Here is a 17012-nt window from a genome sequence, read left to right on the forward strand (position 1 = left end):
CTATGGCGGAGTAACTGAACCGTCGGTGACCAGCGAGATGGAAGTGAAGCCTGCACGGCCCAATTCTCCCATAACCGCCATCACCCTGCCATAATCGAGGCTGCGATCACCGCGCAGCACCACCGTGGGCAATTCGCCCGATCCGGTGCGATTGATCGCCGCCAGCGCCTCTGGCAGCGCGCCCGTCGCGATCCTTTCGTTCTCGACATAGACGCGGCCTTCGCCGTCGATGCTGATCGTCACCTGCGTCGGCGTTTCCTCGACCGCATTGGCGCGGCTTTCGGGCAGTTCGATCGGCACACCCACGGCCGGCAGCGTCACCGTCACCATGAAGATGATGAGCAGCACCAGCATCACATCAACCAGCGGAGTGACGTTGATTTCCGCCATCGCCGCCCTCCGCGAACGCTTGCCACGGCGGGAGGAGGATGAAACCCCCATCCCCATTACACCCGATCCAGTTCGCGACTGAGGCCCGCGTGGACCTTGTCGGCGAAGCGTTGCAGGCGCGCTTCGTACTGGTTCACCGAGTTGGAGAAGCGGTTGTAGGCGATCACCGCCGGGATGGCCGCGAACAGGCCGATTGCAGTGGCGAACAGCGCCTCGGCAATGCCCGGCGCGACCACGGCCAGCGATGCGCTCTGCTGCGCGCCGATCTGGAAGAAACTGTTCATGATGCCCCACACCGTGCCGAACAGGCCGACAAACGGCGCGACCGATCCGGTGGTGGCGAGGAAATTCAGCTTGTTCGCCAGATCATCGGCCTCTGCCGCGACCTGGCTTTCCATCGCCGCACCGATGCGCTGGCGGGTGGCGTCGCGATCCACCGGCGTGGCCCGTGTCGAACGCCTCCATTCGTCCAGCCCCGCCCCCGCGACCCGCGCCGAAGGCACTTCGCCGCGCATCTTCTTGCTCAGCGCGGCTTCGCGATCCTTGGTGTCCCAGAAATTCGCCTCGTAATCGCGCGACTTGCGGTTCAATCCGCCGATCCGCAGCGTGAAAGAGATGATGATCGCCCAGGTCCAGATGCTGGCGAGGATCAGCCCCACCATCACCGCCTGAACGATGATATCGGCCTGAAGAAACAGTTCGATCGGATCGAGCCGCGTCGGGCCGGCCACCGGGGCCGCCGCGCCTGCCGCTGCACTCATCAGGTCAATGGGCACTCTTATTTGTCCTCTCTGTTCATGAATTGCCGGCCATGAATTGCTGGAACGCCGCGCGCCATTCCGCAGGCTGGCGCCGGGGCCGTCCGTCAAGCGAGATGAAGCCGACCCGCAAGGTCGCCTCACACAGGGGCTCGTCACCCTCCGCATTCAGACGACGCGCAATCTGGTGCATCCGGCAGCTAGCCGCGCCCAGTTCGGTGCAGGTCGTTTCTATCACCACGTCGTCGTCCAATCTCGCCGGGCGGATGTATCGGAGGTGAATTTCCGACACCGCATAGGCCCCATCGCCCGCCTCGATGGCGGCGCGCTGGTCTATCTCAAGCATCCGCAACAGGTCTGACCGCGCGCGTTCGAACCAGCGCAGGTAATTGGCGTGATAGGTGATGCCCGAAAGATCGGTGTCCTCGTAATAGACCCGCACGCCGTACAGGTGGCGCGGGCCATCAAAGATGCCGCCGGGAAGAGGAGGAAGTACGACCATGTGTCCGGCGCGGCATTAGCGCAGCGAAGAGTCGCGCGGCAAGTATGAGTTTTTTATGCCCGGCGCATAACCCGCCTATCGGGTGCCGAGCCGTGCCTAGCGAGCGATCATCCGCCCCAATGGCTGACCGCCAAACACATGCACATGCAGATGCGGCACTTCCTGCCCGCCATGCGCGCCGATATTGGCGAGCAGGCGGTATCCCGGCTCCACCAGGCCCTTCATCCGGGCCACTTCGCCCACTGCACGGATGAAGCCGCCGATTTCTGCATCCGATGCCTTCGCGCTGAAATCGTCCCAGCTGACATAGCGCCCTTTGGGGATCACCAGCGTGTGAATTTCTGCCTGAGGATTGATGTCTTCGAAGGAGAAGGCCCAGTCATCCTCATACACCTTGTTGCAGGGAATTTCCCCGCGCAGGATTTTCGCGAAGATGTTGTTGTCATCATAAGGCAGCGTCGGGTCGATGGGCATCGTCAGTCTTTCCTGTTCGCTTTTTCCTCCAGGCCCGAAAGCCCCTCGCGCCGGTCAAGCTCGGCCAGCACGTGATCGAGGCTGACGCCTTTCGCGTTCAACAGCACCAGCAGGTGAAACAGCAGGTCGGCGCTTTCGCTCACCAGTTCCTCGTTAGAGCCGGAAACGGCAGCGATCACGGCTTCGGTCGCTTCCTCGCCCAGCTTCTGCGCGATCTTGGGCAGGCCTTTCGCGTTCAGTTTCGCGACGTAGGATTCTTCGGGAGAAGCGGCGCGGCGCGCGGCGATGGTCTGTTCGAGGCGGGATAGGGTGTTCATGCGGGCGCTTCTCTCTCAAACGCCGCGCGCGGGCAAGCCTGCCGCTCGAAGTGCCGCATGGGCCTCGCTGATCGAGTGGGTGCCGAAATGGAAGATCGATGCGGCCAGCACCGCGCTCGCCTTGCCCTTTGTCACCCCTTCGACAAGGTGATCGAGCGTGCCGACCCCGCCGCTGGCGATCACAGGCACGCTTACGCTTTCGGCGATGGTGGCGGTGAGATCGAGGTCATAGCCGCGCTGCGTGCCGTCGCCATCCATGCTCGTCACCAGCAATTCGCCCGCGCCCAGCTCCGCCACCTTCACCGCATATTCGACCGCGTCGATACCGGTGGGCTTGCGCCCGCCGTGGGTGAAGATTTCCCAGTTTCCGCGCGGTGTGCGCCGGGCATCGACACTGGCGACGACGCATTGGCTGCCGAATTTCGCGGCGATTTCCGCGACCAGTTCGGGCCGCGCCACCGCCGCCGAGTTGATCGCGACCTTGTCCGCACCCGCGAGCAGCAGCGCGCGGGCATCCTCGACACTGCGCACCCCGCCTCCGACGGTCAGCGGCATGAAGCACACCTCCGCCGTGCGTTTGACGATATCAAGCAGCGTCCCGCGCCCTTCGTGGCTGGCGGAGATATCGAGGAAACACAGCTCGTCCGCCCCCGCCTCGTCATAGGCGCGCGCCTGTTCGACCGGATCTCCGGCATCCTTGAGATCGACGAAGTTGACGCCCTTGACCACGCGCCCATCGGCAACGTCGAGGCAGGGGATGACACGGATGCGGACGGTCATGGGGCGATCCCTCCATCAAGCTGGCCTGATTCGAGATCAATATGCCTTTGTGTATCTGCGGCGATATCCAAGCCGCTCGCAATAATGTTGCGCAGCACAAGCAGCCTCAGCGGCTTCCACCCATTGCCCGCCCATTCTTCGACGATTGCCTCGATCTCGTTGGCCTCGAAAGCGTCCAAAATTTGCTCGACCTGTTCGGTTTTGTTTTCAGATAGCTGTCCCCAAAGTCGGAATTCGAACAAGACCATTTCTCGCCCTTCGCTCATGGCGTGGCTAACGGCGGAAAGTGGTTGATTTGTCATGCGCGCAATCGTGTGTGCCAAACGCGCGTTTCGCACTGGCTCGGCCATTCGCACGCGAAAATCACCGAGCGAACCCACTACGCCCGCGCCCCCATCTGGATCGCCGCCGCGAGATCGAGCTTGCCCTCATACAGCGCGCGGCCTGTGATCACGCCTTCGATCCCCTCATGCGCGTGGATCGACAGGACGTGGATGTCGGACAGGCCCTTTACTCCGCCGCTGGCGATCACCGGAATGTCCACCCGCCGCGCCAAGTCCACCGTCGCGTCGATATTCACGCCTTTGAGTAGCCCGTCGCGCCCGATATCGGTGAACAGCAGCGCGGCAACGCCTGCGTCTTCGAAACGGCGGGCAAGGTCCACCACCGGCACGTCGGACACTTCGGCCCAGCCCTCGGTCGCGACCATGCCGTCTTTCGCATCCACCGCGACGACGATGCCGCCTTCCCATTCGCGGGCCATTTCCTTGACGAATTCCGGGTTCTTGAGCGCCGCGGAGCCCATCACCACCCGCGCCACGCCCATGTTGAACCATCCTTCCACCGCCGCTGCATCGCGGATGCCACCGCCCAGCTGGACGTAGCCGGGGAAGGCTTCGATGATCGCCTGCACCGCCTCGCGGTTGCGGCCCTCGCCTGCGAAGCTCCCGTCGAGATCGACGACGTGCAGATGCTCGGCCCCGGCCTCGCCAAAAAGCATGGCCTGAGCCGCCGGGTTGTCCCCGTAAATGGTGGCGCGATCCATGTCGCCTTCGGCCAGCCGCACGACTTCGCCGCCCTTAAGGTCGATGGCAGGAAATACGATCATGAGTTTTCCTCAGCGGTCCAGGCCACCCGCGCCCTCCACCCTTCCACCCGGATTATCACACCGGAGTACGATCCGGGTGGAAGGGTGGAGGGCGCGGGCGGCACGGCACAATTCGAGATCAAGGCTTCCACTCCAGAAAACGGGCGAGCGTCGCGAGGCCATAGGCCTGACTTTTCTCAGGGTGATATTGCACCCCGCAGATATTGCCGCGTGATACGGCGGCGACAAGGCCTTCGCCGTGATCGGTCAGCGCGGCGACGTGATGCGGGTCTTCGGCGACGAAGTGGTAGGAATGGAGGAAATAGGCCTCGCCTTCCTCGATCACGTTATGGCCGCGTGCATGCGGCATAACGGCGACATCGTTCCAGCCCATGTGCGGCACCTTGATCGCCGGATCATGCGGGGTGATCAGCCGCACCTCGCCCGGAATCCAGCCGAGCCCCTTGTGGCTGCCGAATTCGAACCCGCGGGTGGCGAGCAATTGCATGCCCACGCAAATGCCAAGGAACGGCGCGCCGCCGTGATAGACGCGCTCCGTCAGCGCCTCGACCATTCCGGGGACCGCATTGAGGCCATCCGCGCAAGCCTTGAACGCCCCCACGCCCGGCAGCACGATCCGGTCCGCCGCGCGCACCACATCGGCATCGGCGGTAACGGCAACATCCGCCCCCACCGCCTTCAGCGCGTTGTGCACCGAATGGAGATTGCCCGCGCCGTAATCGATAAGAGCGACTTGGTTAGACATTATTGGTTTGCGCACGCCCATCCGGGCGCGCGTCCTCGCTAGACGTGCAGCGGAGCTGCACCCGCTGCGGGCGGGCTGTCGCCCTTGCGGCGGCTGCGCCGCCGTTTGGTGCGCCCTCGCAGACCCATTTCCTAACCACCCAACTGCCCCTTGGTGCTGGGGATCGCGCTGCCTTTGCGCGGGTCGCGTTCGACCGCGATCCGCATCGCGCGAGCAAAGCCTTTGTAGATGCTTTCGCAGATGTGGTGGTTGTTGGTGCCATACAGCAGCTCGATATGCAGCGTCAGCCCGGCGCTCTGCGCGACGGAATGGAACCAGTGCTCGATCAGCTCGGTATCCCATTCGCCCAGCTTTTCCTGCGTGAAGCCCGCTTTCCACACCAGATAGGGCCGCCCCGAAATGTCGAGCGCGACGCGGCTAAGCGTTTCGTCCATCGGCGAATAGGCCGCGCCATATCGCCCGATTCCCGCCTTGTCGCCCAGCGCATCGGCAATCGCCTGACCCAGCGCAATCGCCGAATCCTCTGTCGTGTGGTGTTGATCCACATGCAGATCGCCATCGACCTTCATCGTCACGTCGATCAGCGAATGCTTGGAAAACTGTTCGACCATGTGATCGAGAAAGCCGATCCCGGTCGAAATGTCATAGGCGCCCGTGCCGTCCAGATTCACGCTGATCGCGATCCCGGTTTCGGCGGTGTTGCGGCTGATCGTGCCCGTGCGGGGGCTGCTTGCGGAGAGGTCTGTCATGGCTGCGGCTATAAGCACCCGTGTGCACGGTGCAAGCACCTGCGGCGCGGCAAATGCGCTTACCGTCCGGACAATCGCCACGACCCTTCACGAAACGCTTGACCAGCGACGCGGCTCGCTCCACGATTCAGCGCATAATGACAGATGACACGCCAGACAGCCTGATCCCGTATGACGAGATCGTCCAGGAAGCGCTCCGCGCCGTTGTCGGGCGTGTGCTCGGCGAGATCGAGCGCGGGGGGAGCGAGCTTCCCGGCAACCATCATTTCTACATCACGTTCAAGACGGGCGCGCAGGGCGTGTCGATCCCGGCTCACCTGCGTGAACGGTTTCCCGATGAAATGACGATCGTGCTCCAGAACAAGTTCTGGGACCTCGACGTGCAGGAAAAGGGGTTTTCGGTCGGCCTGTCGTTCAACCAGATCCCGGCAAAGCTGGAAATCCCCTATGCCGCGATCACCGCCTTCGTCGATCCGGCGGTGGATTTTGGTTTGCAGTTTCAGGCATCGGTCAGTGAACTCGCGCCCGAAGAACACGACATTGCCGAAAACGACGCCGAACCCAAGGGTGACAAGCCCGATGGTGATGGCGGCGACGGTTCCAATGTCGTGACGGTCGATTTCGGCCGCAAGAAATAGCCGCAGGGTTACAGGGGGACTACGAGGCACCATGGCAAGGAAAGCCTCCGACAAGGAAACGTCCGCGCCAGAATCCGCGCAGAAGCCGCTGCGCCGCCTGCCGCTGCCAAGCGACAATCCGACGACCAATCTCGTGATCGCCGACATCGTGTTGCTCGGCGCGTCCACCCTGCTGCGCCAAAAGGTGGAACGGCAGGTCGTGAAAGCGAGCGCGCACAGCAGCGAGGAAGAGCGGAAAGTGCTCGACGGGCGTTCGATGCTGACGACTTTGGGCCTCTACGGGGCCAGCCGTCTGGCGACCCGATCGGTGCCAGGGCTGGCGCTGGTGACGGGAGGGCTGGTGCTGAAGACGCTGTATGATCGCGGCAAGGCTGTCCGCCGCAGAAAGGGTCGGCAACGCCCGACCAGCCAAGGTACCGAAACAGGGGCGGATAAGGACACTTGATTTCCGTGCCCCATTTGCGGCAACGGGGCCTATGGGCGATCATTCCTTCAAATCGACGGACAAGCTGGCGCGGCGCGGCCTGCTGTTCATCCTGTCTTCCCCTTCCGGCGCGGGCAAGACCACGCTTTCGCGCATGCTGTTGGAACAGGATCCGGAAATCACGCTGTCGGTTTCCGCCACCACCCGCCCGCCGCGTCCGGGTGAACGGGACGGGGTGGACTATCATTTCGTGTCCGACGCGCAGTTCGACGCGATGGTGGCAGAAGACGATTTCTACGAATGGGCGCATGTCTTCGGCCACCGCTACGGCACGCCCAAGGGCGCGATCCGCGAAGGGTTGAAGCGCGGGCAGGATTACCTGTTCGACATCGACTGGCAGGGCACCCAGCAATTGAAGCAGAAGGACGATCAGGACGTCGTCACCGTTTTCGTGCTGCCGCCCAGCCTCGACGAATTGCGCCGCCGGCTGGAAAGCCGCGCGCAGGATTCCGCCGAAGTGATCGACGCCCGCATGGAACGCGCCCGCGCCGAAATCAGCCACTGGGCCGAATATGATTACGTCGTGATCAACGATGACGTGAGCGAATGTTTCGCCCGGGTGCGCGAAGTGCTCGACGCGGAACGCATGCGCCGGACACGCCAGACCGGGCTGATCCCGTTTGTGCGCGAATTGATGGGGTAGTTCTGGGCGGGAGCCGCTCCGCCATCGGTACCTCCTTTTCCTGCCAAAAAACTTTCCTACTCCGCCGGAATATGCGCAATTCTGGCGGATGAAGCATTCAACCATCGGCCAAAGCGCCCCACCCGCCCCGCTTGCCCTTGCTGATCAATCGGCCAGCGATCACTCCACCCGCCATGACGGCTGGTCGCCTTCGAGACAGGCGACCTTTCTGCGCGCGCTGGCGGCAACGCATTCGGTTTCCCATGCCGCGGCGCAGGCCGGAATGTCGCGCCAGTCGGCCTATGCCCTGCGCGCCCGGCTGAAAGGCGAACCGTTCGATCTGGCATGGCATGCAGCGCTGCGGTGCAGGCTCGACGCGCTGGCTGAAGCCGCGCTGGAGCGCGCATTGCACGGCGTCGAAGTCCAGCATTTCTATCATGGCGAGCTTACCCACACATCGCGCCGCTATGACGAGCGGCTGACGGTGGCGCTGCTGGCGATGCGCGAAAGGCTTGGCCCGCCGCCACGCGTGCGGCCCACGCATCCGGCGGCGGGGTACGGGCCGGAAGATTTCGGGCCGCTGCTTGAACGGGTCGAACACGGCGCGCAAACTTGGGCTGAAGGTCTGCGTCAGGAATACGAAAGCCTGTACGACGAATTTGAAGGAGAGGATGAAACAGGCGCGCATGAAGACGCCCGTGATGACATTGGCCCGCCCGAAGAATTTTTTTAAAGCGGGAGAAGTGTCAATTTCGGTTTTCGCCACATTTCCTGAAATAATTCAGTGCCTTGAAATCCGAAAAACCGCCTGACACCGTGTCGGCTTTGTCAACTTCCTTCGCAGGTGCGGTATTACCCCCTGCCGCTCGACCGGCAGCAGGGGGCAGATCGCCTTAACCGTGTCCGGCGGGATCGTTGAACATCGACGGCAGCGCCGCGTTGACGACGCCGCCATCCACGGTCAGCGTTTCGCCGACGACATAGTCGCCCGCGCGGCTGCACAGGTAGATCGCGGCAGCGGCCATGTCTTCGGGGCTGCCGATACGCTTGGCCGGGATCATCGATGCCGATGCGTCGGGCGCGTTCTTGGCGGCCTTGTTCATCTCGCTGGCAAAGGCGCCCGGCGCGATCGAGGTGACAACGATGTTGTCCTGGATCAGCCGCGCGGCCATGCGGCGGGTCAATTGGATGACGCCCGCCTTGGAAGCCTGATAGGCGTAGGTTTCCCAAGGGTTGATCCGCTGACCGTCGATTGACGATACATGGATCACCTTGGCCGGGTGATCGCCCTTGCCGCCTGCAACCAGCAGGTTGTGCAGCTTTTGCGTGAGGAAGAAAGGAGTCTTCACGTTCAGGTCCATCGTGCGGTGCCAGCCCGCCTCGTTGAATTCGAGATAGGGTTGCCCCCACGCCGCTCCGGCGTTGTTGATGAGGATGTCGAGCTTGTCCTCACGCTTTGCCATTTCGTCGGCGAGTGACTGGATGCCGTCCATCTGCGACAGGTCAGCGGGGATGCCGATGACCTTATCGGCGCCGAATTCGTCGATGGTCTCCTGCATCTGCTCGACCTTGCGGGCAGAGATGTAGACGCGGGCACAACCGGCGGCGAGCAGGCCTTCGACGAACATCTTGCCGATGCCGCGCGAACCGCCGGTGACGAGCGCGACGCGCCCTTCGAGGCTGAAGAGTGATTGAATGTCCATTGGTCGATATCCCTTTAGTAGCCGCTCAACTGCGCGACGCGATTGGCGTGGAAATAGGCATCGCCAAGGAATTCCTGAAGCGCCCGGTCGCGCTTCATATACAGGCCGATGTCGTATTCGTCGGTCATGCCAATGCCGCCGTGCATCTGCACGCCCTCCTTGACGGCGAGACCGGCAGCCTTGGCGACCTTGGCCTTGGCAACGGATGTCATCAGCTCGGCGCTTTCGGCGCCTTCGTCGAGCAATTGCTGCGCCTTGATCGTCACCGCGCGGGCGATCTCGACTTCGGAATAGAGATGGCTGGCGCGGTGTTGAAGTGCCTGGAATTCACCGATCAGCTTGCCGAACTGCTTGCGCTGCTTGAGGTAGTCGATCGTCATGTCCATCGCCCCGCGCGCGACGCCGACGCCTTCGGCAGCGGCACCGATACGCCCGGCGGCGAGCATGGCGTTGAGCACTTCGCGGCCACCGTCGACTTCGCCGATCACGGCATCGCCATCGAGCTCGACCCCGTCGAACTTGGTGTGCGTTGCCATCGAACTGTCGACGAGGCGGACCGGATCATGGTTCATGTTGGCCGCGTCCTTGGGCACGGCGAACAGGGTTATCCCGTCCTCGTCTTCATCCGCGCCGCTGGTGCGGGCGGCGACAACAAGCATGTCCGCGCTGGCACCGTGGATGACGAAGCTCTTGGCGCCGGTCAGGCGGAAACCGTTGCCCGACTTCTCGGCGCGGCAGGTGATGCGGCCCGGACGGTGCTTGGCGGTTTCGTCGATCGCGACGGCAAACACGCTCTCGCCTTCGATGAGGCCGGGCAGATACCGGTCCTTGATCGCGGCCCCGCCGTGCCTGAGCGCGGTCGCGGCGAGGACGGAGGAGGTGAGGAACGGCGACGGGGTGAGGTTGCGGCCGATCTCTTCAAGCACGATCCCGGCTTCGACATGGCCCATGCCCAGCCCGCCATCGTCTTCGTCCAGCAGCATGCCGGTAAAGCCCAGCTCGGCGAACTGCTTCCACAGGCCGTGGCCGAAGCCGTCCTTGCAATTGCGATCGCGCCAATGGCGCAGCTGCTTGGCGATATTGCCTTCCTCGGCCATGAAACCGGCGGCGGTGTCGGCCAGCATGGCCTGATCTTCGGTGTGATAAAGGGGCATGGTGTGCCTCGTTCCTCTCTCGGAATGTCGTTATCGGGGCCGCATCCCGATCACGGAACGCGGCCCTTGTTCTTGGTGGAGGCGTCAGGCGCCCGGCAGGTCGAGAATGCGCTTCGAAATCACGTTGAGCATGACTTCGCTGGTGCCGCCCTCGATCGAGTTCGCCTTGGTCCGCAGCCAGTTGCGCGAAGGCTTACCCGCGCCGGTTTCGTCGCTTTCCCATTCGAGGCTGCGCGAACCGCCCGCAGACATCATCAGCTCGTGCCGGCGCTTGTTCAGTTCGGTCCCGACGTATTTCATCATGTTAGGCTGCGCCGGATGACCCTTGCCCGCCTTCATCTCGTCCATGAACTTTTCAGCCATCGCGGTGAAAGCCAGCGCGTCGACATCAAACAGCGCCAATTCGCTGCGAAGCACCGGGTCGATCTCGTCGCCGGTCCTGGCGGCGTGGCGCTTCATCGCCGAACCGATGGCCGCAGTGCGTTCACCTCCGCCCATGCCGGAAATCATCTCGCGCTCATGGCCGAGCAGGTACTTCGCCACGTCCCAACCACGGTTGATCTGGCCGACATAGCCGGGAATGTCCTCGCCATAGCTCTTGGGCACCTTCACATTGTCCATGAAGGTTTCGCAGAACGGGCTGTTGCCGCTGATCAGCAGGATTGGCTTGGTCGACACGCCCTCGCTGGTCATGTCGAACAGCATGAATGTGATGCCCTGATACTTGTCGTTCTTGTCGGTGCGTACGAGGCAGAAAATCCAGTCAGCGTGATCGGCATAGGAAGTCCAGATCTTCTGGCCGTTGACGACCCAGTGATCGCCCTTGTCCTCGCCGAATGTCTGCATCGAAACGAGGTCCGATCCGCTGCCCGGTTCGGAATAGCCCTGACACCAGCGGATTTCGCCGCGGGCGATTTCATTGAGGAAGCGCTGCTTCTGCCCTTCGGTGCCGAATTTCAGCAATGCCGGTCCCAGCATCCAGATGCCGAACGAGCTGAGCGGCGGGCGGGCGTTGATGCGGCCCATTTCCTGCCGCAGGATCTTGGCTTCGGCGGGGTTCAGCCCTGCACCGCCGTATTCCTTGGGCCAGGACGGGACGGTGTAGCCCTTGTCCCGGCAGGCTTCGAACCATGCCTTTTGCGCGTCGTTCTTGAAGGTGGCCTTGCGGCCGCCCCAGTACACGTCGCTGTCATCGCGGGCAGGTTCGCGCATTTCCGGCGGGCAGTTCGCCTCCAGCCATGCGCGCGTTTCAGTGCGGAAGGTTTCCAGATCGGACATTGTGGCCGACTCCTCTCAAATTGGCTCTCACTTGACGCTTACGTTATCGTGATTTCGCGAGCGCCCGCAAGCACCGTTACGATAGGCACGCATGCCGTAGCGTCAGCGGGATTCCGTTGACGGATGCAGCCGCGAGCTTACGTTCGGGTCAAGGTTTGGGAGAGCCAGAATGACCGGATTCGCGCAGTTTCGGCAGAACATGATCGCGCACAGGAGCGCGACCGCGTGAGCTTTGTCGAAGGCAAAGTTCCGGCACGGCTGAAACTGATCCACGGCTTTGGCGCGGTGGCTTTCGGGGTCAAGGATTCGGGCTTCAGCTTCTTCCTGCTGCTGTTCTACAATCAGGTGCTGGGCATGGATGCGGGGCTGGTGAGTCTCGCCCTGCTGATCGCGCTGGTGGTGGATGCGATCATCGATCCGATTCTGGGCAATCTGTCCGATCGCACCTACACACGATGGGGGCGCAGGCTTCCGTGGTTGTATGCAGCTCCGATACCCTTGGCCTTTGCATGGGTCGTCATGTGGTCTCCGCCGGGCTCCGAAGCGCCCAGTTTCCTCGGTCTGGTCGGCATTGCCATCGTGGTGCGCGTGCTGCTTTCGGCTTGCGAAGTGCCTTCGGTGTCGCTGCTTCCCGAAATCACTGCGGATTACGACGAACGCACGACGCTGTTCCGTTATCGCTACCTGTCCGGCTGGTTCGGCGGCATCGTGATGATGATGCTCGCCTACACCGTCTTCATGCCCGGCGCTGAAGGCCTGCTGCAACGCGAAGGCTACATCGCCTTCGGAACGTTTGGCGCGATCCTGATGGCGGTGTCGGTGCTGGGATCGGCGTTGGGCCAGCATCGTCTGGTCGCGCATCTGCCGGAAACCAAGCCAGAGCCATTCAGCCTGAAAGGCGCATTCTCCGAAATCATCGAAGCTTTCAGCGAGCGCGCATTTCTGATCTTCGCGGCGGGCGGACTGGCTGCCTATGTCAGTCAGGGGATGACGTTTTCGATCTCGAACTATGTCAACGTGTTTGTCTGGCAGTTCGATCGCATCGCCTTGCAGCTTTACCCGATTATCCTGTTCCTGTCAGTGGTGCTGATGTTCTTCATCGTAAGCCCGATGCACAAGCATCTCGGAAAACCGAAAAGTGCGGCTGTATCGGCGCTGGTATCGCTGGGTCTGTTCCTGCTTCCCTATTTGCTGCTGCTGGGCGGGCTTTGGCCGGAGGTGGGCACCACTCTATCAACCGGGCTGTATTTCACCTTCCTGGTGTTCGCGAACACAATGGGGATCGTGGTGATGATTTCCGCCAGCTCGATGATCGCGGAGATCGTCGAAGCCTATCTGGAGCGTACCGGCCGGCGTGCCGAAGGGGCTTTCTATTCCGGCAACTGGCTGGTGCAGAAATGTGCGACCGGGCTTGGCATTTTCCTGACCGGGCAGATCATCCGGATGTCACAACTTTCGAGCGACGCCGCACCGGGGGAAGTCCCGCAGGAAGTCATAAGCGACATCATCCTGATGTATGGCGGCATCTCGATTGTGCTGGCGTTGATCGCCGCCTACTGGCTTGGCCGGTTCCCGATCAGGCGGGAAGATCACGAAGCCCGTGTGGCGGCATTGGCGGCGCGCAGGGCATCACAAGAACAAGAGGCGCACAGCCACAAATGAGAGCTTGGCGCGGGCACAAGGCTCTGCCACGGTCGACCCGACAGATTCGATTGCATTTCAGGACTGAGAGAGGATTATCCCCATGGATTTCGAACCGACAGAACGCCAGGCCTATTGGCGCGATCGCGTGCGCGACTTCATCGAAGCGCATGTTCGCCCCAATATCGACACCTACAAGGCGCAGGATGCCGAAGGCGATCGCTGGAAGGTGATCCAGATCATCGAAGACAAGAAGAAGCTCGCCAAGGATGCGGGCATCTGGAACCTCTTCATGCCGCCCCGGAACGACAGCCATCACCATGTCGATGACACGTTCGAATTCGAAGGACCGGGCCTCACCAACCTCGAATACGCACTTTGCGCCGAGGAAATGGGCCGCATCGGCTGGGCATCGGAAGTGTTCAACTGCTCCGCCCCCGACACCGGCAACATGGAAGTGTTCCACCGCTATGGCACGCGGGAGCAGAAGGAGCAGTGGCTGCGTCCGCTGATGAACGGCGAAATCCGTTCGGCCTTCCTGATGACGGAACCCTTCACCGCATCGTCCGACGCGACCAATATCGAAACCCGGATCGAGCGCGATGGCGACGAATACGTCATCAACGGGCGCAAGTGGTGGTCATCAGGTGCGGGCGATCCGCGCTGCAAGGTCGCCATCGTCATGGGCAAGACCGACTTCAGCGCGCAACGCCATGCTCAGCAAAGCATGATCCTCATGCCGCTTGATGCGCCGGGTGTGAACATCCTGCGCCACCTGCCGGTGTTCGGCTATGACGATGCACCGCACGGCCACATGGAAATCGAACTGAAGGACGTGCGCGTTCCGGCCAGCAACATGCTGCTGGGCGAAGGGCGCGGGTTCGAGATCGCTCAGGGCCGCCTCGGGCCGGGCCGTATCCACCACTGCATGCGCACCATCGGCGTTGCCGAAGAAGCGCTGGCCAAGATGTGCCGGCGCCTGCAAGAGCGCGAGGCGTTCGGCAAGCCGATCTACAAGCATTCGGTCTGGGAAGAGCGCGTCGCGCGTGCCCGTATCGACATCGACATGACCCGCCTGCTGTGCCTCAAGGCTGCCGACATGATGGACAAGGTCGGTAACAAGTCGGCCAAGCAGGAAATCGCCATGATCAAGGTGCAGGCACCCAACATGGCGCTGAAGATCATCGACGATGCGATTCAGGCGCATGGCGGTGGCGGCGTTTCGGACGACTACGGCCTTGCCGCAAGCTATGCGCACATGCGCACGCTGCGTCTTGCCGACGGGCCGGACGAAGTGCACGCCCGTTCCATCGCTCGCATGGAAATCGGCAAGCACGTGCCCGAAGCAGGGCCGAGCGCCAATGCCCTGCGCAACGGCTCGGCTCCGGCGAATGACGGTGGCTCGTTCAGCTCGGGGGATATGGGGGTCGCTCGCTGAGCGCCCCACCCCTTCCCACAAGAACCTGCTGAGAGAGGAAGCCAGACATGGCAAAAGCCGCAATCCTTGAAACGCCGGGCCAAGGCCTGGTGATTGGCGAGGTCGAATATGCCGACCCCGCCCCGCACGAAGTCCTGATCGACACCAAGGCTTGCGGCCTGTGTCATTCGGACTTGCACTTCATCGACGGTGCCTATCCGCACCCGCTCCCCTGCATCCCCGGCCATGAGGCCGCGGGTGTGGTGCGCGCGGTCGGATCGGAAGTACGGTCAGTGAAGCCGGGCGATCACGTGGTTTCCTGTCTCAGCGCGTTCTGCGGCCAGTGCGAATTCTGCGTCACCGGGCGCATGGCGCTTTGCCTTGGCGGCAACACCCGCCGGGGCAAGGGCGAAGGCTCGCGCATCACGCGTGCGGGCGGCGATCCGGTCAACCAGATGCTCAACCTCTCGGCGTTGTCCGAACAGATGCTGATCCACGAAAACGCCTGCGTCGCGATCGACAAGGACATGCCGCTGGATCGTGCCGCCGTGATCGGATGCGCGGTGACGACTGGGGCCGGCACAATCTTCAACGCCTGTAATGTGACGCCGGGCGAAAGCGTGCTGGTGGTCGGTTGCGGCGGTGTCGGCCTTGCGACGATCAACGCAGCCAAGATCGCCGGTGCGGGCAAGATCATCGCCGCCGATCCCCTGCCCGAAAAGCGTGCCTTGGCCGAAGTGCTGGGCGCGACGCACACTGTCGATGCTCTGGCCGATGGCGTGGTGCAGGAAATCATGGCGATTTCGAACGGCGGTGTCGACTGGGGGATCGAGGCAGTCGGGCGTCAGGCGTCGGCCGATCTGGCGGTGGCAGCCCTTCGCCGTGGCGGCACGGCTGTCATCCTCGGCATGATGCCGCTGGACTGCAAGGTCGGCCTTGGCGCGATGGACCTGCTGGGCGGCAAGAAGCTGATGGGCGCGATCATGGGCATGAACCACTTCCCGGTGGACTTGCCGCGCCTCGTCGACTTCTACATGCGCGGGCTGCTTGATCTCGACACGATCATTGCCGAGCGGATCAGTCTGGAGGATGTAAACTCCGGCTTTGACAAGATGCGCGCCGGCCATTCCGCACGCAGCGTGGTGGTGTTCGACTGATGAGCAAGAACACGATGGGAATGCCCGACATCGATTTCGACAAGGAAATGGTGGGCACGGTCGAGGTGACCGAGCGCGACAAGCTCGACCTTGATCGGCTGACACAGTGGTTCGAAGCCAATGTCGAAGGGTTTGAAGGGCCGATCAGTTACACCAAGTTCAAGGGTGGCCAGTCCAACCCGACCTACAAGATTGAAACACCGGGGACAAACTACGTCCTGCGTCGCCAGCCATTCGGCAAGCTCCTGCCCAGTGCGCATGCGGTGGACCGCGAATACACCGCGATGACGGGCCTTTACCCGACCGGATTCCCTGTGCCGCGCACCTACGGGCTGTGCGAGGATCCGGAGGTGATCGGGTCAAAATTCTTCGTGATGAGCATGGCCGATGGCCGTTCGCTCTGGAACGGTGCGCTGCCCGGCTGCACGCCCGAACAACGGCGCGAAATCTACCATTCGCTGATCGACACGATGGCGGACCTGCATCTGAACAAGCCGGACCAGATCGGACTGGGCGACTATGGCAAGCCAACCGATTACTGCGCACGCCAGATCGCGCGCTGGTCGAAGCAGTACAAACTTTCCGAAACCGAGCACATGCCGCAGATGGAACGGCTGATCGAATGGCTGCCCGAGACCATCCCGCCGCAGCATGAATCCTCGGTGGTGCATGGCGACTATCGGCTCGACAATGTGATCTTCCACAAGACCGAAAACCGCATCATTGCCGTGCTCGACTGGGAACTGTCGACGCTGGGCGATCCAATCGCGGACTTCAGCTATCTGATGCTCAACTGGCACAATCCTGCCGATGGGCGCGCGGGACTGCTCGGATTGAATCTGGAAGAACTGGGCATCCCCTCGCAGGACGAAGCGGTCGAGCGATATGTCGCACGCACGGGATACCCGGTTCCACCGATGGACTGGTACTTCGCCTACAATTTGTTCCGGCTTGCCGGGATCATGCAAGGCATCAAGAAGCGCGTGATCGACGGCACCGCATCGTCGGCTCACGCACAGGCCATGAGCGAACGCGTCGCGCCGCTGGTTGAGCGGGCCTATATGTTCGCCCGCGCCGCCGGAATGCCCGAATAGG

General features: G+C 62.4%; 21 protein-coding genes. 8 read left to right on the top strand and 13 right to left on the bottom strand.

The genetic code is table 11. From position 1 onward, the window contains the following. The 10 genes from AABA34_RS14885 to hisB all read right to left on the bottom strand — a co-directional run bounded on the left by AABA34_RS14885 (position 1) and on the right by hisB (position 5823). Positions 1 to 447 (bottom strand): ExbD/TolR family protein, encoded by a 447-nt coding sequence (locus AABA34_RS14885; RefSeq protein ID WP_034955332.1) that lies wholly within the window; start codon positions 445 to 447, stop codon positions 1 to 3. Next, positions 447 to 1166 carry a protein TolQ gene (gene tolQ, locus AABA34_RS14890; RefSeq protein ID WP_338303202.1) on the bottom strand — a complete coding sequence of 240 codons (720 nt, stop codon included), beginning with the start codon at positions 1164 to 1166 and terminating at the stop codon, positions 447 to 449. The genes AABA34_RS14885 and tolQ overlap by 1 nt, the downstream gene beginning before the upstream one ends. Before the next feature lie 19 nt (positions 1167 to 1185). Further along, positions 1186 to 1650, bottom strand: a complete 465-nt coding sequence (locus tag AABA34_RS14895; RefSeq protein ID WP_034955333.1) for a YbgC/FadM family acyl-CoA thioesterase — start codon at positions 1648 to 1650, stop codon at positions 1186 to 1188. Positions 1651 to 1746: 96 nt separating this feature from the next. Next, positions 1747 to 2124 carry a histidine triad nucleotide-binding protein gene (locus tag AABA34_RS14900; RefSeq protein WP_338303203.1) on the bottom strand — a complete coding sequence of 126 codons (378 nt, stop codon included), beginning with the start codon at positions 2122 to 2124 and terminating at the stop codon, positions 1747 to 1749. 2 nt (positions 2125 to 2126) lie between these two features. Continuing rightward, positions 2127 to 2441: a phosphoribosyl-ATP diphosphatase gene (locus tag AABA34_RS14905; RefSeq protein ID WP_034955335.1), complete on the bottom strand. Its 315-nt coding sequence runs from the start codon at positions 2439 to 2441 to the stop codon at positions 2127 to 2129. Between the two features lie 15 nt (positions 2442 to 2456). Next, positions 2457 to 3221, bottom strand: coding sequence for an imidazole glycerol phosphate synthase subunit HisF (hisF, locus tag AABA34_RS14910; protein WP_034955336.1), 765 nt, complete (start codon positions 3219 to 3221; stop codon positions 2457 to 2459). After that, positions 3218 to 3601 (bottom strand): hypothetical protein, encoded by a 384-nt coding sequence (locus tag AABA34_RS14915; protein WP_338303204.1) that lies wholly within the window; start codon positions 3599 to 3601, stop codon positions 3218 to 3220. The genes hisF and AABA34_RS14915 overlap by 4 nt, the downstream gene beginning before the upstream one ends. Next, the gene (hisA, locus tag AABA34_RS14920; protein WP_034955339.1) at positions 3601 to 4329 is read right to left on the bottom strand and encodes a 1-(5-phosphoribosyl)-5-[(5-phosphoribosylamino)methylideneamino]imidazole-4-carboxamide isomerase; all 729 of its coding nucleotides are present in this window, start codon (positions 4327 to 4329) and stop codon (positions 3601 to 3603) included. The genes AABA34_RS14915 and hisA overlap by 1 nt, the downstream gene beginning before the upstream one ends. Positions 4330 to 4447: 118 nt before the next feature. Continuing rightward, positions 4448 to 5074, bottom strand: coding sequence for an imidazole glycerol phosphate synthase subunit HisH (hisH, locus tag AABA34_RS14925; protein WP_034955340.1), 627 nt, complete (start codon positions 5072 to 5074; stop codon positions 4448 to 4450). A 131-nt stretch (positions 5075 to 5205) separates the two neighbouring features. Next, positions 5206 to 5823, bottom strand: a complete 618-nt coding sequence (hisB, locus tag AABA34_RS14930) for an imidazoleglycerol-phosphate dehydratase HisB (protein ID WP_034955341.1) — start codon at positions 5821 to 5823, stop codon at positions 5206 to 5208. A 137-nt stretch (positions 5824 to 5960) separates the two neighbouring features. Here hisB and AABA34_RS14935 point away from each other — a divergent pair, with 137 nt between their 5' ends. The 4 genes from AABA34_RS14935 (at position 5961) to AABA34_RS14950 (ending at position 8300) form a co-directional block, all read left to right on the top strand. Further along, positions 5961 to 6461: an SspB family protein gene (locus AABA34_RS14935; protein ID WP_034955824.1), complete on the top strand. Its 501-nt coding sequence runs from the start codon at positions 5961 to 5963 to the stop codon at positions 6459 to 6461. Between the two features lie 31 nt (positions 6462 to 6492). Further along, positions 6493 to 6906, top strand: a complete 414-nt coding sequence (locus tag AABA34_RS14940; RefSeq protein ID WP_034955342.1) for a hypothetical protein — start codon at positions 6493 to 6495, stop codon at positions 6904 to 6906. A gap of 31 nt (positions 6907 to 6937) precedes the next feature. Next, positions 6938 to 7588, top strand: coding sequence for a guanylate kinase (gmk, locus tag AABA34_RS14945; RefSeq protein ID WP_034955343.1), 651 nt, complete (start codon positions 6938 to 6940; stop codon positions 7586 to 7588). Positions 7589 to 7676: 88 nt separating this feature from the next. Next, positions 7677 to 8300 carry a hypothetical protein gene (locus AABA34_RS14950; protein WP_051700094.1) on the top strand — a complete coding sequence of 208 codons (624 nt, stop codon included), beginning with the start codon at positions 7677 to 7679 and terminating at the stop codon, positions 8298 to 8300. A gap of 160 nt (positions 8301 to 8460) precedes the next feature. Here AABA34_RS14950 and AABA34_RS14955 read toward each other — a convergent pair whose 3' ends face one another. The 3 genes from AABA34_RS14955 to AABA34_RS14965 form a co-directional block, all read right to left on the bottom strand. After that, the gene (locus AABA34_RS14955; protein ID WP_034955344.1) at positions 8461 to 9270 is read right to left on the bottom strand and encodes an SDR family oxidoreductase; all 810 of its coding nucleotides are present in this window, start codon (positions 9268 to 9270) and stop codon (positions 8461 to 8463) included. 14 nt (positions 9271 to 9284) lie between these two features. After that, positions 9285 to 10424: an acyl-CoA dehydrogenase family protein gene (locus AABA34_RS14960; protein WP_034955345.1), complete on the bottom strand. Its 1140-nt coding sequence runs from the start codon at positions 10422 to 10424 to the stop codon at positions 9285 to 9287. An 84-nt stretch (positions 10425 to 10508) separates the two neighbouring features. Continuing rightward, the gene (locus AABA34_RS14965; RefSeq protein WP_034955346.1) at positions 10509 to 11702 is read right to left on the bottom strand and encodes an acyl-CoA dehydrogenase family protein; all 1194 of its coding nucleotides are present in this window, start codon (positions 11700 to 11702) and stop codon (positions 10509 to 10511) included. Between the two features lie 225 nt (positions 11703 to 11927). On the opposite strand from AABA34_RS14965, the gene AABA34_RS14970 reads away from it, so the two are divergent. From AABA34_RS14970 to AABA34_RS14985, 4 genes are all read left to right on the top strand, one after another. Continuing rightward, the gene (locus AABA34_RS14970; RefSeq protein ID WP_051700204.1) at positions 11928 to 13364 is read left to right on the top strand and encodes an MFS transporter; all 1437 of its coding nucleotides are present in this window, start codon (positions 11928 to 11930) and stop codon (positions 13362 to 13364) included. A gap of 82 nt (positions 13365 to 13446) precedes the next feature. Next, on the top strand, positions 13447 to 14781 hold the full coding sequence (locus AABA34_RS14975; RefSeq protein ID WP_034955347.1) for an acyl-CoA dehydrogenase family protein: 1335 nt from the start codon (positions 13447 to 13449) through the stop codon (positions 14779 to 14781). Between the two features lie 47 nt (positions 14782 to 14828). Beyond that, on the top strand, positions 14829 to 15917 hold the full coding sequence (locus AABA34_RS14980) for a Zn-dependent alcohol dehydrogenase (RefSeq protein WP_034955348.1): 1089 nt from the start codon (positions 14829 to 14831) through the stop codon (positions 15915 to 15917). Continuing rightward, on the top strand, positions 15917 to 17011 hold the full coding sequence (locus AABA34_RS14985; RefSeq protein WP_407931958.1) for a phosphotransferase family protein: 1095 nt from the start codon (positions 15917 to 15919) through the stop codon (positions 17009 to 17011). Before AABA34_RS14980 ends, AABA34_RS14985 begins: the two co-directional genes overlap by 1 nt. Position 17012: the final 1 nt, after the last annotated feature.

This window comes from Erythrobacter sp. Dej080120_24 (genome assembly GCF_036322605.1).
GTDB lineage: Bacteria > Pseudomonadota > Alphaproteobacteria > Sphingomonadales > Sphingomonadaceae > Erythrobacter > Erythrobacter aurantius.